Origin of the sequence: Catellatospora paridis (assembly GCF_009720365.1) — a bacterium.
Taxonomy (GTDB): Bacteria; Actinomycetota; Actinomycetes; order Mycobacteriales; family Micromonosporaceae; genus Catellatospora; species Catellatospora paridis.
The window spans coordinates 137,241-150,776 of record NZ_WBZD01000016.1 but is presented as its reverse complement, the minus strand read 5'-3'; the positions used below and the strand labels follow the sequence as shown (position 1 = coordinate 150,776).

Sequence of the window (13,536 nt, the reverse complement as noted above, 5' to 3'; positions counted from 1 at the left end):
AGCGTAGACCTCACCAGAGGATGAGGAGTACCCCCAGGACGCCCATCAGGACACAGGAGACGGTGACCGCGGCCATCGTCCGGGCGACCCCGGTCGGATGCTGCTGCTCCATGGCCCGGATCCGCCGCTGCGCGACCAGCAGCAATGCCAGCCAGGACAGCATCGTCAGGGCGAGGGCCAACGCCCCGGCGTCGTCCAGCCCGCGGGTGAACGCGAGCCGGAACAGCAGCAGCGCGCACGCCGTGCCCGACAGCACGGTGCGCCGCCAGGCCAGCCGGGTGCGTTCCGGCTGCGCGCCGTGGTCGGGGAGGGTGTTCACGGCCGCTTGCCGTGGTCGGCCGAGCCGCTCACCGGCTGCGGAACCAGTCGACGAAGACCTCGGCCAGCAGGGCCAGCGAGCCCAGCGCGACGACGATCGCGAGCACCGCGGGGAACCGTGACGGTGGCAGCGGCCGGCCGTTGCGCATCGCGATCTCGCAACGGATCCAGTGGTCGACGGCGCGCAGCGCGCAGCCCACGCCGAGCAGGATCAGCGCCACGCCGAGGATCTTCGTCATGTGCGGCACCGTCATCGGCGGCAGGAACTGGGCCACCACCAGCCCGCCGCCGATCATGGCCAGGCCGGTGCGGATCCAGGCGAGGAAGGTGCGCTCGTTGGCCAGCGAGAAACGGTAGTCAGGAGTTTGCCCTGTTTCATGAACTTCGCGCGGATCAAACCAGTTGCGCACTCTAGCCAGCACCTTCCTAGTATCAAGGCGATGACTTCTGAACTTGATGCCGACGCCCTGCGCAGCGCGTACGACGAGCAACTGCGTACCGAGATCCCCGACCCCCTGCCCGCCGGAATGGTCGTCGAATGGGACGGCCCGGTGGTCCGGATGAGCGGGCTCGACCGCGGCGGATTCGTCACCTACCGCGACGTGTCCCAGCTGAGCGGCCCCGAACTGGACGCCCTCATCGCGCGCCAGCGCGACTACTTCGCCGCCCGCGGCGAGGAGGTCGAGTGGAAGCTGCGCGGCCACGACCTGCCCGCCGACCTGCCGGACCGGCTGGTCGCGGCCGGGTTCGCACCCGACGAGCTGGAGACGGTGATCATCGGCCTGGCCGCCCCGCTGGCGAATGCTCCGGTGCTGCCCGACGGGGTGACGCTGCGCGAGGTGACCTCGCAGGCCGACCTGGAGCGGATCGCGGCCATGGAGGAGGCGGTCTGGAATGAGGACCGCAGTCACCTGGTGCACGGCCTGGCCAAGGAGCTGGACGCCGACCCACAGGGGCTGACCATCGTGGTCGCCGAGGCCGATGGCGAGGTGGTCTGCGCCGGCTGGATCCGGTACGAGAAGGGGACCGACTTCGCGGGGCTGTGGGGCGGGTCGACGCTGGAGCAGTGGCGCGGTCGCGGCATCTACAAGGCCATGGTGGCGCACCGGGCGATCCGCGCGGTCGAGCGCGGGTTCACGTACCTGCAGGTGGACGCGTCCGCGGACAGTCGCCCCATCCTGGAGCGGCTGGGCATGGTCGCAGTGACCACGACCACGCCGTACATCTGGCGGCCGCCCGCCGCCTGACGACTCCGCGCCGGGCGGTGACGGCCTGCCGCGACGCGCTTCATGTAGACGTCGGCCTATCTGGATGACTTCGATCGTCGAAATGTCACCTGGATAGGCCGGCGTCTATGGGAAACCGAGGCCGCCAGGCGGCGGATCAGGCGTCGGCCGGGTGCCAGAGATCGCGGATCGTGTCGCGGACGCAGTCGTCGCGTAGGCGGCCACAGGTGCACAGGTGTTCGTCTGGCTCGGGTTGCCGGTGGTGTTCCGCCTCGGGCGGGAGGCCCGGATCAGTCGTGGGGCGGCCCGGCAGGGGTGCGGTTTGCGTGGTCATGTCATGACACCTCCTGCTAGGCGTGACTCTACGCGGTAGGCCCCATGGCGGGGTGAGCTCTGTCACTATTGGCGGCCGTCCTGGCGGGTAGACGAGCAGGAGCAATAAATTACTCGTCAGTAACATGCGGCGGGCTGGCAAAAGTGGCAACGTCCACAGCCGGTCGAACTTGACCCGCGACGTGTCAGGCGACAGGCTCGCGGCGAGGGCATGAACGTCCGTTCAACTCAGGAGGGTCGTCAGAGCGCGATGAAGATCGTCGTACTTGTCAAGCAGGTGCCGGACTCCGGCGCCGAGCGCAACCTGCGCGCGGACGACAACACCGTCGACCGTGCCTCGGCCAACAACGTCATCAACGAGATGGACGAGTACGCCATCGAGGAGGCGCTGCGGCTGCAGGAGGCGCACGGCGGTGAGGTGACCGTGCTGACCATGGGCCCGGAGCGGGCCGCCGAGTCGATCCGCAAGGCGCTGTCCATGGGCCCCGACGGGGCCGTGCACGTCATCGACGATGCCCTCGCCGGCACCGACGCGCTGGGCACCAGCAAGGTGCTCGCCGCCGCGATCAGCGAACTCGCCCCCGACCTGGTCATCTCCGGCGCGGAGTCGACCGACGCCCGCGGCCAGGTCATGCCGCACATGCTGGCCGAGCGGCTCGGCTTCGCGGCGCTGACCGGCGCGCGCAAGCTGACCGTCGAGGGCTCGCAGCTGACCGTCGAGCGCCAGACCGAGGAGGGGTACGAGGTCGTCACGGCCGCCACCCCCGCGATCGTCAGCGTGTGGGACACCATCAACGAGCCGCGTTACCCGTCCTTCAAGGGCATCATGGCCGCCAAGAAGAAGCCGGTGGCCACCAAGTCGCTGGCCGACCTCGGCGTCGCCGCGGACCAGGTGGGCTGGGCGGGCGCCGCCACCACCGTGCTGTCGCACAGCAAGCGCCCGGCGCGCAGCGCCGGCCAGAAGGTCGCCGACTCCGGTGAGGGCGGCGTCGCGCTGGTCGATTACCTGTCGTCCGAGAAGTTCGTCTGAGAGGCTTGCCGACAATGGCTGAGGTTCTGGTAGTCGTCGAGTCCTCCGGCGGCACGGTCAAGAAGGTCACGCTGGAGATGCTGACCCTGGCGCGCTCGCTCGGCGAGCCCGCCGCGGTGGTGCTGGGCGCGCCCGGCACGGCCGCCCCGCTCGTCGACAAGCTCGGCGAGTACGGCGCGGTGAAGGTCTACGCGGCCGAGAGCACCGAGATCGACGAGCACCTGGTCGCCCCCAAGGCCACCGCGCTCGCGCAGCTGGTCAAGGCCGTCTCCCCGGCGGCCGTGCTGATCGGCTCCACCCAGGAGGGCAAGGAGATCGCGGGCCGGCTCGCGGTCAAGCTGGACAACGGCGTGCTCACCGACGTGGTCGAGCTGGCCGCCGACGGCACCGCCACCCAGGTCGCCTTCGCGGGCTCGACCATCGTGAAGTCCAAGGTCACCAAGGGCCTGCCGCTGGTCACCGTACGGCCGAACTCGCTCACGCCCAGCCCCGCCGCGGCCTCGCCGTCGATGGAGCCGGTCGAGGTCGCGCTCGCCGACACGGACAAGCTGGCCGTGGTCACCAAGCGCGTCGCCGAGGCCAAGGGCGCGCGCCCGGAGCTGACCGAGGCGTCGATCGTCGTGTCCGGCGGCCGCGGTGTCGCGTCGGCGGAGAACTTCAAGATCATTGAAGAGCTGGCCGACCTGCTCGGCGCGGCTGTCGGCGCGTCGCGCGCCGCCACCGACTCCGGCTTCTACCCGCACGCCTTCCAGGTCGGGCAGACCGGCAAGACGGTGTCGCCGCAGCTCTACATCGCGGTGGGCATCTCGGGCGCGATCCAGCACCGGGCCGGCATGCAGACCTCGAAGACCATCGTCGCGGTGAACAAGGACACCGAGGCGCCGATCTTCGAGCTGGCCGACTTCGGTGTGGTGGGCGACCTCAACCAGGTCGTTCCGCAGGCCTCCGAGGAGATCCGCAAGCGTCGTTAGGCGTACGCCTTCGTGAGGGCCCGGCGGGAACCCCCTGCCGGGCCCTCACTCGCGTACACCTGGGGCGCGGGTAAGCACCCTTGCGGCTAGGCTTGGCGGCGAGATGGCCTACCTTGATCATGCGGCGACCACGCCGATGCTGCCCGAGGCGCTGGACGCCTACGTCGCGACCGCCCGTGAGGTCGGCAACGCCTCGTCGTTGCACGGCGCGGGCCGCGCTGCCCGTCGCCGGGTGGAGGAGTCGCGTGAGCGCATCGCCGCGGTGCTGGGCGCACGTCCGTCCGAAGTGATCTTCACGGGCGGTGGCACCGAGAGCGACAACCTCGCGATCAAGGGCGTCTACTGGTCCCGCCGCCCGGAAGGACGCACGAAGGTGCTGGTCGGGGCCGTCGAGCACCACGCGGTGCTGGACGCGGTGCACTGGCTGGGCGAGCACGAGGGCGCCGACGTGGTCTCGCTGCCGGTCGACCACGAGGGCCGGGTGCGGCCGGAGGCGCTGGCCGAGGCCCTGGACGACACGGTCGCGCTGGTCACCGTCATGTGGGCCAACAACGAGGTCGGCACGGTCCAGCCGATCGCCGAGCTGGCCGCGCTGGCCGCGGCGCGCGGGGTGCCGCTGCACACCGACGCCGTCCAGGCCGTCGGCCAGGTGCCGGTGGACTACGCCGCGAGCGGCGTCGCCGCGCTCACCGTCACCGGGCACAAGCTGGGCGGCCCGCTCGGCGTCGGCGCGCTGGTGCTGGGCCGCGACGTGGCCTGCACCCCGCTGCTGCACGGCGGTGGTCAGGAGCGCGACGTACGCTCCGGCACGCTGGACGTGCCCGGGATCGTCTCCTTCGCGGTGGCCGTCGAGCACGCGGTCAAGCACCAGGAGCAGCACGCCCAGCGGCTGGCCGCGCTGCGCGACGAGCTGATCGAAAGGGTGCGCGCCGTGGTCCCCGACGCGGTCCTCAACGGCGCGCCGACCGACCAGCCCGGTGCCCGCCTGCCCGGCAACGCGCACTTCGGCTTCCCCGGCTGCGAGGGCGACGCTCTCCTGCTGCTGCTCGACGCCCAGGACATCGCCGTCTCCACCGGCTCGGCCTGCTCCGCCGGTGTGGCCCAGCCCTCGCACGTCCTGCTCCAGATGGGCGCCGACCCCCTCGCCGCCCGCTCCTCCCTGCGCTTCACCCTCGGCCACACCACCACCCGCGCGGACCTCGACGCCCTCATCACGGCCCTGCCCGCCGCCGTCGACCGCGCCCGCCGCGCCGGCATGTCCCGCTGACGGCCGCCCCCTTCCGCGTTGATCATGAACGTATGGCACGGCTCGACGGCGTGTCATGTCCACAACCTCATGATCACCGAGGGGTGTGGCGCCGTCCGACCAGACCGCAGAAGTGATCATGAACTTGTGGCGATGACACTCCGGTGACCCGTGCCATAAGTTCATGATCAACGGGGTGGGGTGGGCGGGCGGGTAGGCTGTCGGGCGTGCGAGTGCTGGCGGCGATGTCTGGTGGAGTGGATTCGGCGGTGGCGGCTGCTCGGGCCGTGGCGACCGGGCACGATGTCACCGGGGTGCATCTGGCGCTGTCGAAAAATGCGGCGACGCACCGGACCGGGGCGCGGGGGTGCTGCACCAAGGAGGACGCGCACGACGCGCGGCGGGCGGCGGACGTGCTCGGGATCCCCTTCTACGTGTGGGACATGGCCGAGCGCTTCCACGAGGACGTGATCGAGGACTTCGTCGCCGAGTACGCCGCGGGACGCACACCGAACCCGTGCCTGCGCTGCAACGAGAAGATCAAGTTCGCGGCGGTGCTCGACCGGGCGCTGGCCCTGGGCTTCGACGCGGTGGTCACCGGCCACCACGCGCGGCTGGGCGCCGACGGGCTGCTGCGCCGCAGCGTCGACCTCGCCAAGGACCAGTCGTACGTGCTGGCGGTGCTGAACGCCGAGCAGCTGCGCCACTCGATGTTCCCGCTGGGCGACTCGACCAAGGAGCAGGTGCGCGCCGAGGCGCACGCCCGCGGCCTGGCCGTCGCCGACAAGCCCGACTCGCACGACATCTGCTTCATCGCCGACGGCGACACCCAGGGCTTCCTGCGCAAGCACCTGGGCAGCGAGCCGGGCGACATCGTCGACGCGGGCACCGGCGAGGTGCTGGGCAAGCACGACGGCGCGTTCGCGTACACGGTGGGCCAGCGCAAGGGGCTGGCGCTGGGCCGGCCCGCGCCGGACGGCCGCCCGCGCTACGTCCTGTCGATCACGCCGGTCACCAACACGGTCACCGTCGGCCCGGCCGAGGCGCTGGAGGTCTCGCAGGTCGACGGCACGCGCACGGTCTGGATCGCGGGCGAGCCGCCGGTCGGCCCGATCGAGTGCGAGGTGCAGCTGCGGGCGCACGGCCGCCCCGCGCCCGCCGTCGTCGAGCTGGGCGGGTCCGCGATGAGCGCGCGCCTGCGCCGTCCCGAGCGCGGCATCGCAGCAGGCCAGGCCGTCGTCGCCTACCGGCCGGACCCGGCCGGTGACATCGTGCTGGGCAGCGCCACCATCACCGCCGCGTCATGACCGCGCGCGGTCCCGGCCGCGTCCTGCCGAGAAGTCGGCACGGTGTCCGTCGCGCCGCCTCCACCGCGGATCACCACGTCCGGGCGACGTGCGTGCCGCCCCACCTGCCTGCTCCGCGCCGCGGAGCGGCCGCACCGGGTTGTCCCCGCCAGCAGAACGAGGCCACACCATGAGCACGCCGGACGAGAACGGCACCACCCCCGCCGAGCCGCTGTGGCCCGCCGGGTCGGCGACGGGCATCGGCTCGCTGCCGGGCACGGACATCGCCGAGGCGGTCAAGTTCACCCTCGGCGAGCTGCCGGACCTGCCCTACCTGCCGGAACTGCCGGCGCGCGGCCCCGGCGCGGACATGATCGGCCGCAGCGCCGGGCTGCTGGTCGAGCTGCCGGTGGAGATCTACGCGGGCCGGTGGCGGGTCGCCGCCAGTCCGGGCCGGGAGCTCCGCCGGGCGTACGACCTGCGCGAGCGCGACCTCGACCAGCTCACCGAGCAGGCTGAAGGCTTCACGGGGACGCTGAAGGTGCAGTCGGCCGGGCCGTGGACGCTGGCCGCCAACATCGAATTGGCCCTGGGCGAGGCGCTGGTGTCCGACCACGGCGCGACCCGTGACCTGGCCGAATCGCTCGCCGAAGGGCTCAAGACGCACGTCGCGGACGTACGGCGGCGGGTGCCGGGCGCGCAGGTGCTGCTCCAGCTCGACGAGCCGTCGCTGCCCGCGGTGCTGGTCGGGCGGGTGCGCACCGCCAGCACCCTGCACACCTACCGTTCGGTGGCCCCGGCGACCGTCCGGGACACGCTCACCTCGATCATCGACGCGGTCGGCGTGCCGGTGATCGTGCACTGCTGCGCACCCGACGCACCCCTGGCGCTGCTGCGTGACGCGGGGGCGTCCGCGCTCGCACTGGACTTGGACCTGGTCGGCGTCGGCGCGGAGAAGCTCGACGCGATCGGCGAGCTGATCGACGCCGGGGTGGGCCTGTTCGCCGGTGTGGCACGCACGACGCCCGCGGCGAGCGGGCGGCAGCCCGACGCAGGGGCGCTGGCCGACCGCGTCAAGCGGCTGTGGCGGGACCTCGGGTTCGCCGAAGAGCTGTTGGCGCAGCGGGTGGTGATGACGCCGTCGTGCGGCCTGGCCGGGGCGACGCCCGCATACGCCCAGGCCGTGCTGAAGGCCTGCCGTGAAGCCGGTAAGCGCCTGGTGGAGCAGTAGGCCTGCCGACCTCGGTGAGGCGCTGGTGGCGCATCGGGCGCCAAGGCGCCTGTGGTGCATGGTGTGCGCGGTTCAGGCCGCGGTGGCTGCCGGGGTCCGGTAGCGCAGGATCTCGAAGGCGCGGGTGAGTGCGCCGCTGTCGCCGTCGGCGGTGAGCACGCCGGACGCGACGGCCTCGGCGGGGCCGAACTCGCCACGGGTCAGCGCGTCGAAGGTGGTCAGGTCGCAGGTCACCACGAGGTCGGCGGCGACCGGACCGGGCCCGGACCGGGCGTGCACACCGGCGTCGTCAACGGTGACGTGGAAGACCTCGTCGCCGACCTGGAACCGGTACGTCTCGGGCCGCCCGCGCCCGGCCTGCGGCGGGCACTGCTCGGCGAGGTAGAGCGCGATCAGCTCGGCCCGGGCGGTGCCGGGGTCGATCTCGTCGTCGATCGGCAACTCGTTGCCCCAGGTCGCGAGCTCGATCAGCAGCGGGCGCAGGCGCTCCCCGTACGCGGTCAGCTCGTAGGCCCGCACGTCCGAGGCGGCCGGCAACGCGCGCCGGACCACGACCCCGCTGCGCTCCAGCAGTTGGAGGCGCTCGGCCAGGCGGTTGGTGCCCATCGCGGGCAGCAGCGTCAGGAGTTCCTTGAACCGCCTCGGCCCGAGCAGCAGCTCGCGCACGATGAGAAGGGTCCATCTCTCACCGAGCACGTCGAGCGAGCGCGCGATCGGGCACAGCTGGCCGTACAAACGCTTGGGCATGGCTCGAGGATACCTTTCGCATGGCCACAGCTATATGATTCGTATCTCAAGGCGAGCGCTATACTTTTAATATAGTGTCGCTGGTGAAACCCGTTCCACCAGGAGGCAAGCATGAAGATCAATGGTTCTGTGGCTCTCGTGACCGGTGCCAACCGCGGCCTCGGCAAGGCGTTCACCGAGGAGTTGCTGGCTCGCGGCGCGTCGAAGGTGTACGCGACGGCGCGCGTCGCCGCGTCGATCACCGACCCGCGGGTCGTCGCGCTCCAGCTCGACGTCACCGACCCCGCTTCGGTCGCGGCCGCCGCGAAGCAGGCCGGCGACGTGCAACTGCTGATCAACAATGCCGGCATCACGACCGGGGCGGGCATCCTGGACGGCGACGAGGCGCTGCGCCGGGAGATGGACACCAACTACTTCGGCACGGTACGGGTGTCCCGCGAGTTCGCGCCGATCCTGGCCGCCAACGGCGGCGGCGCGATCGTCAACGTGCTCTCCGCGCTGTCCTGGCTGGCGCTGCCCAACACTGCGGGCTACTCGGCGTCGAAGTCCGCCGCCTGGGCAGCCACCAACGCGCTGCGCCTGAAGCTGCACGACCAGGGCACCCTGGTCACCGGGGTGCACATCGGCTACATCGACACCGACATGGCCGCGCACGTCGACGGTCCGAAGGTCGCGCCCGAGCACGTGGTGGCGCAGGTCCTCGACGCGGTGGAGGAGGGGCTGCCCGAGGTGCTGGCCGACGACGTCAGCCGCCAGGTCAAGTCCGGCCTCTCCGGCGACCTGCGCAACCTGTACCCGGCCGTCGCCTGACCTACGGGCCCGGGTGGCCGCTCCGGTGGCCGCCCGACCCGTCCGGTGAGTGGCGTCCGGGTGGCAGGATGCCACAGGTGACGGTGATGGACGCGGCCAGCGGGTCGCTCTTCGGGTTGGCGTACGGCGACGCGCTGGGCAAGCCGACCGAGTTCCGCAAGTACGCCGAGATAACGGCGCAGCACGGGCCGGGCGGGCCGCGGGACCTGCCCGAACCCGCGCTCGTCACGGACGACACGCAGATGGGCCTCGCGGTGGCCTGGGCGCTGCACGACGCCGCCGAGCCGACCCCGGCGGTGCTCGAACCGCTGCTGCGCGGGCGCTTCCTGGCCTGGGCACAGAGCCCGGACAACAACCGCGCTCCCGGGATGACCTGCCTGAACGCCTGCGCGAACCTGTCGCAGGGGCTGCGCTGGCAGGAGGCGACCGTGGCCGGGTCGAAGGGCTGCGGGGCGAACATGCGGGTCACCCCGGTCGGCCTGATCGCCGGGTACGACCTGGACACCCTGGCCGGGGTGGCGCAGTTGCAGGCGGGGCTGACCCACGGGCACCCGACCGGGCTGGCCGCCGCCGAGCTGACCGCGTTCGCGGTACGCCTGCTGCGCGACGGCCTCGACCTGGCCGACGTGCCGGGCGCGCTGCGGGACCGCTGCGCCGGCCAGCGCACCGTCTACCGCGAGGACTGGCTCGGCGACCTGTGGCAGCGACCGGGCGTGCTGACGCCGGAGGAGTTCGTCGCGCGGGGCTGGGACGAGTGCGCGGACGCGCTGGACCTGCTGCTCGCGGCGCTGGCCCGGCCGGATTCCGGCGGTGACGTCTGCCTGGAGACCGGGGAGGGCTGGATCGCGGAGCAGGCGCTGGCCACGGCGCTGCTGGCGGCGTTGCGCCACATCGACGACCCGGTGGCCACGCTCGGCCGGGCGGCGGCCACCAACGGCGACTCCGACTCGATCGCCTGCCTGGCGGGCGCGTTCCACGGCGCAGCCGCGGGCATGGCGGCCTGGCCGGCCGATTGGGCCGAGCGCATCGAGTACGCCGACCAGCTCGCCGCGCTCGGGGCCGCCTGGGACTGACGCCATGATCTGTTTTTGTGGACGCCCGGTGCTGCTGGAGCGGCGTCCAGCGTCCACGAAAACAGATCATGGGCGGTCCGCAGGGCGCGGTCCGCGGTGTCGGTGGTTGCGGTTACCGTGCACGGGTGACCAGTGAGGTAACCGACAAGGTCCGGACGCGGTACGCCGAGCTCGTGGCCAAGATCAATGACGCGCAGCACCGCTACTACGTCGACGACGCGCCGACGCTGTCGGATGCGGCCTACGACGAGCTGATGCACGAGCTCGAGGGGCTGGAGCTGGAGTCTCCCGAGCTGGTCTCGCAGGACTCGCCGACGCAGCGGGTGGGGGCCGGGGAGTGGGCCGGTTTCGCCAGCGTCGACCACGCGGAGCGCATGCTCAGCCTCGACAACGCCTTCAACGACGACCAGCTCGCCGCCTGGGCGGTGCGGGTCGAGAAGGACGCGGGCGCGCCGGTGCGCTACCTGTGCGAGCTGAAGATCGACGGCCTCGCGGTCAACCTCACGTACGAGAAGGGCCGGCTGACCCGCGGCGCGACCCGCGGCGACGGGCGCACCGGCGAGGACGTCACCGCCAACGTGCGCCGCATCGCGGGCATCCCGCACAGGCTGGCCGGGGACGACCCGCCGGACCTGGTCGAGGTCCGCGGCGAGATCTACTTCCCGGCGCAGGCCTTCGCCGACCTCAACGCGGCGCAGACCGCGGCGGGCGAGCGCACCTACGTCAACCCGCGCAACGCCGCCTCCGGCTCGCTGCGGCAGAAGGACCCGTCGATCACCGCCAAGCGCGCCCTGCACCTGATCGTGCACGGCATCGGCGCCCGCACCGGCTTCGAGCCGACCAGCCAGTCCGACGCGTACGCACAGCTCAAGGCGTGGGGCCTGCCGACCAGTGAGCGCTGGCGGGTGGTCGACTCGCTCGACGAGGTGAAGGCCTACATCGCGAACTACGCCGCGCACCGGCACGATCTCGAGCACGACATCGACGGCGTGGTGGTCAAGGTCGACGACGTCGCCGAGCAGACCAAGCTCGGCGCGACCAGCCGCGCGCCGCGCTGGGCGATCGCGTTCAAGTACCCGCCCGAGGAGGTCAACACCAAGCTCCTCGACATCGAGGTGAACGTGGGCCGCACCGGCCGCGTCACGCCGTACGCGGTGCTGGAGCCGGTGTTCGTCGGCGGCGTGACCGTCGCCAGCGCCACCCTGCACAACCAGCAGGAGGTCGTCCGCAAGGGCGTGCTGATCGGCGACACCGTGGTGCTCCGGCGCGCGGGTGACGTGATCCCCGAGGTGCTGGGCCCGGTCGAGGCGCTGCGCGATGGCAGCGAGACGGTCTGGACCATGCCGCCGACCTGCCCGTCGTGCGGCACCAAGCTCGCCCCGGCCAAGGAGGCCGACGTCGACCTGCGCTGCCCGAACGCCCGTTACTGCAAGGCCCAGGTCGCCCAGCGGATCATCTACATCGGCGGCCGGGACGGCTTCGACATCGAGGGCATGGGCGAGAAGGCCGCCTGGGCGATGGTCACCGACGGCGTGCTGGCCGACGAGGGTGACCTGTTCACCCTCGACGAGACGCAGCTGGCGAAGTCGCCGTTCTTCCTGAAGAAGGACGGCACGCTGTCGACGAACGCGGGCAAGCTGCTGGCCAACCTGGAACTGGCCAAGCAGAAGGAGCTCTTCCGGGTGCTGACCTCGCTGTCGATCCGGCACACCGGCCCGACGGCGGCCCGCGCGCTGGCCAACCACTTCAACGCGCTCGACGCGATCGCGTCCGCGTCGCTGGAGCAGATGTCGGTGGTCGAGGACGTCGGCGGGACCATCGCCGAGGCGGTCCGCGAGTGGTTCGCCGAGGACTGGCACCGCGAGGTGGTCGCGAAGTGGCGTGCCGCAGGCGTACGCATGGACCAGGAGCCGGTCGCCGACACCGGTCCGAAGCCGCTGGACGGCCTGACCGTCGTGGTCACCGGCACGCTGGAGAACTACAGCCGCGACGACGCGGGCGACGCGCTGACCGCGCTCGGGGCGAAGGTGGCCGGCTCGGTGTCGAAGAAGACCAACTTCGTGGTGGTCGGCGAGAACGCCGGGTCCAAGCTGGACAAGGCCCGCTCGCTGGGTGTGCCGACCCTAGACGAGCCGGGCTTGGCGGTGCTGCTGGAACAGGGCCCGGAGGCCGCGAAGGCGTACGCCGACGCGAACCGCGAAAACGGGTAGACGGATGATCTAGCGTCGGCACCGATGACGACGAAGCTGAACGATCTCGAATTCCGCTCGCTGCGTGCCGGCGAGGAGCACCTGTTCCTCGCCTACCCGCATCAGCCGGTGCCCGGCGTGGGCGTGGAGTCCCGCCGGGCCTGGTCCGAGCTGCTCGCCGATGGCCAGTACCGTCCGGAGTGGAGCTGGGTGGCACGCCGCGCCGGGCACACGGTCGCGCGCTGCGCCTTCTGGGGCTTCCCGGAGTCGGCGAGCCCGTACAGTCTCGACTGGCTGGAGCCGGGGGCCGGGCCCGACCGCCGGGAGGTCGCCGCGGCGCTGCTCGCCGCGGCGCTGCTCGAGATGCACACCGCCGAGGGCGCACGTCCCGAGTACCACCTGTTCCTGCCGCCGGGCTGGCGGGACACCGAGGGCATCCGGGAGGCCGCCGAGGATCGGCTGGCCGTCGCGGCCGCCGCCGGGTACGAGCCGTTCATCGAGCGGTTCAACTACACCTGGACTCCCGCGGACCGGGTGCCGGCGCGCTCGACCCGGCTGGTGTATCGCGAGGTCGGCGACGAGCAGGCACTGGCGATCATCCGGGCCTCGATCGAGGGCACGCTCGACGGCCACAGCGCCCGCGACGCCGCCCGGCACGGCCTCGCCGAAGCCGCCCGCATCATGCTCACCGACCTGGCCGAACTGCCGTCGCCACGCGAGTGGTGGCGGGCCGCGTACACCCCGGACGGCGACCTGGTCGGCCTGGTCGTGCCAGCCCGCAATCCCGCCCGCGCGGTGATCGGCTACCTCGCCGTGGTGCCCGCGCAGCGCGGCCGCGGTTACGCCGACGACCTGCTGGCCGAGGCGACGGCGCTGCTCGCGGAGCAGGGCGCGCAGGAGATCGGGGCCGACACCGACCTGGGCAACCGGCCGATGGCCGCGGCGTTCGCCCGCGCCGGGTACCGCAACACCGCGATCCGCGTGGTGCTGCAGTAGCTCGTCGGCGGCAGGTCTGCCGGGCGCGGGGCAGTGGCGGATGGAGATATACGCAAGGTCGCATGGGTCTTACGTGGAGT

General features: G+C 72.0%; 14 protein-coding genes. 10 read left to right on the top strand and 4 right to left on the bottom strand.

Annotation, left to right across the window (positions count from 1 at the left end):
- Positions 1 to 10 precede the first annotated feature (10 nt).
- Positions 11 to 319: a DUF202 domain-containing protein gene (locus F9C41_RS30045; protein ID WP_155390175.1), complete on the bottom strand. Its 309-nt coding sequence runs from the start codon at positions 317 to 319 to the stop codon at positions 11 to 13.
- A gap of 28 nt (positions 320 to 347) precedes the next feature.
- Positions 348 to 740, bottom strand: coding sequence for a YidH family protein (locus tag F9C41_RS30040; RefSeq protein ID WP_155390174.1), 393 nt, complete (start codon positions 738 to 740; stop codon positions 348 to 350).
- Positions 741 to 758: 18 nt separating this feature from the next.
- On the opposite strand from F9C41_RS30040, the gene F9C41_RS30035 reads away from it, so the two are divergent.
- Positions 759 to 1,565, top strand: a complete 807-nt coding sequence (locus F9C41_RS30035; protein WP_155390173.1) for a GNAT family N-acetyltransferase — start codon at positions 759 to 761, stop codon at positions 1,563 to 1,565.
- A gap of 136 nt (positions 1,566 to 1,701) precedes the next feature.
- Here F9C41_RS30035 and F9C41_RS30030 read toward each other — a convergent pair whose 3' ends face one another.
- Positions 1,702 to 1,878, bottom strand: coding sequence for a hypothetical protein (locus F9C41_RS30030; RefSeq protein WP_155390172.1), 177 nt, complete (start codon positions 1,876 to 1,878; stop codon positions 1,702 to 1,704).
- Positions 1,879 to 2,127: 249 nt separating this feature from the next.
- Between F9C41_RS30030 and F9C41_RS30025 the strand changes: the two genes are divergently transcribed.
- The 5 genes from F9C41_RS30025 to F9C41_RS30005 all read left to right on the top strand — a co-directional run bounded on the left by F9C41_RS30025 (position 2,128) and on the right by F9C41_RS30005 (position 7,641).
- Entirely contained in the window at positions 2,128 to 2,907 is a 780-nt protein-coding gene (locus F9C41_RS30025) for an electron transfer flavoprotein subunit beta/FixA family protein (protein WP_155390171.1), read from the top strand.
- Positions 2,908 to 2,921: 14 nt separating this feature from the next.
- Entirely contained in the window at positions 2,922 to 3,878 is a 957-nt protein-coding gene (locus F9C41_RS30020) for an electron transfer flavoprotein subunit alpha/FixB family protein (protein ID WP_155390170.1), read from the top strand.
- Between the two features lie 103 nt (positions 3,879 to 3,981).
- Complete coding sequence (locus F9C41_RS30015) at positions 3,982 to 5,145, top strand: cysteine desulfurase family protein (RefSeq protein WP_155390169.1); 1,164 nt, start codon at positions 3,982 to 3,984, stop codon at positions 5,143 to 5,145.
- A gap of 206 nt (positions 5,146 to 5,351) precedes the next feature.
- Complete coding sequence (gene mnmA, locus F9C41_RS30010) at positions 5,352 to 6,431, top strand: tRNA 2-thiouridine(34) synthase MnmA (RefSeq protein ID WP_196280015.1); 1,080 nt, start codon at positions 5,352 to 5,354, stop codon at positions 6,429 to 6,431.
- A gap of 169 nt (positions 6,432 to 6,600) precedes the next feature.
- A complete protein-coding gene (locus F9C41_RS30005) occupies positions 6,601 to 7,641 on the top strand; it encodes a methionine synthase (protein WP_155390168.1) in 1,041 nt (346 codons plus the stop codon).
- Positions 7,642 to 7,713: 72 nt separating this feature from the next.
- Here F9C41_RS30005 and F9C41_RS30000 read toward each other — a convergent pair whose 3' ends face one another.
- Positions 7,714 to 8,388, bottom strand: coding sequence for a winged helix-turn-helix transcriptional regulator (locus F9C41_RS30000; protein WP_155390167.1), 675 nt, complete (start codon positions 8,386 to 8,388; stop codon positions 7,714 to 7,716).
- A gap of 111 nt (positions 8,389 to 8,499) precedes the next feature.
- Here F9C41_RS30000 and F9C41_RS29995 point away from each other — a divergent pair, with 111 nt between their 5' ends.
- From F9C41_RS29995 to F9C41_RS29980, 4 genes are all read left to right on the top strand, one after another.
- Complete coding sequence (locus F9C41_RS29995) at positions 8,500 to 9,198, top strand: SDR family oxidoreductase (protein ID WP_155390166.1); 699 nt, start codon at positions 8,500 to 8,502, stop codon at positions 9,196 to 9,198.
- 68 nt (positions 9,199 to 9,266) lie between these two features.
- Complete coding sequence (locus F9C41_RS29990; RefSeq protein ID WP_155390165.1) at positions 9,267 to 10,271, top strand: ADP-ribosylglycohydrolase family protein; 1,005 nt, start codon at positions 9,267 to 9,269, stop codon at positions 10,269 to 10,271.
- A 68-nt stretch (positions 10,272 to 10,339) separates the two neighbouring features.
- The gene (gene ligA / locus F9C41_RS29985) at positions 10,340 to 12,481 is read left to right on the top strand and encodes an NAD-dependent DNA ligase LigA (protein WP_155390164.1); all 2,142 of its coding nucleotides are present in this window, start codon (positions 10,340 to 10,342) and stop codon (positions 12,479 to 12,481) included.
- 24 nt (positions 12,482 to 12,505) lie between these two features.
- Positions 12,506 to 13,456: a GNAT family N-acetyltransferase gene (locus F9C41_RS29980; RefSeq protein ID WP_230690123.1), complete on the top strand. Its 951-nt coding sequence runs from the start codon at positions 12,506 to 12,508 to the stop codon at positions 13,454 to 13,456.
- Positions 13,457 to 13,536 lie beyond the last annotated feature (80 nt).

Bases quoted from the DNA above. Each gene is read 5' to 3' on its own strand.
- F9C41_RS30035 (WP_155390173.1), top strand. From the start codon at position 759: ATGACTTCTGAACTTGATGCCGACGCCCTGCGCAGCGCGTACGACGAG.
- F9C41_RS30030 (WP_155390172.1), bottom strand. From the start codon at position 1,878: ATGACCACGCAAACCGCACCCCTGCCGGGCCGCCCCACGACTGATCCG.
- F9C41_RS30025 (WP_155390171.1), top strand. From the start codon at position 2,128: ATGAAGATCGTCGTACTTGTCAAGCAGGTGCCGGACTCCGGCGCCGAG.
- F9C41_RS30020 (WP_155390170.1), top strand. From the start codon at position 2,922: ATGGCTGAGGTTCTGGTAGTCGTCGAGTCCTCCGGCGGCACGGTCAAG.
- F9C41_RS30015 (WP_155390169.1), top strand. From the start codon at position 3,982: ATGGCCTACCTTGATCATGCGGCGACCACGCCGATGCTGCCCGAGGCG.
- F9C41_RS30005 (WP_155390168.1), top strand. From the start codon at position 6,601: ATGAGCACGCCGGACGAGAACGGCACCACCCCCGCCGAGCCGCTGTGG.
- F9C41_RS30000 (WP_155390167.1), bottom strand. From the start codon at position 8,388: ATGCCCAAGCGTTTGTACGGCCAGCTGTGCCCGATCGCGCGCTCGCTC.
- F9C41_RS29995 (WP_155390166.1), top strand. From the start codon at position 8,500: ATGAAGATCAATGGTTCTGTGGCTCTCGTGACCGGTGCCAACCGCGGC.
- F9C41_RS29990 (WP_155390165.1), top strand. From the start codon at position 9,267: ATGCCACAGGTGACGGTGATGGACGCGGCCAGCGGGTCGCTCTTCGGG.
- ligA (WP_155390164.1), top strand. From the start codon at position 10,340: ATGGGCGGTCCGCAGGGCGCGGTCCGCGGTGTCGGTGGTTGCGGTTAC.
- F9C41_RS29980 (WP_230690123.1), top strand. From the start codon at position 12,506: ATGACGACGAAGCTGAACGATCTCGAATTCCGCTCGCTGCGTGCCGGC.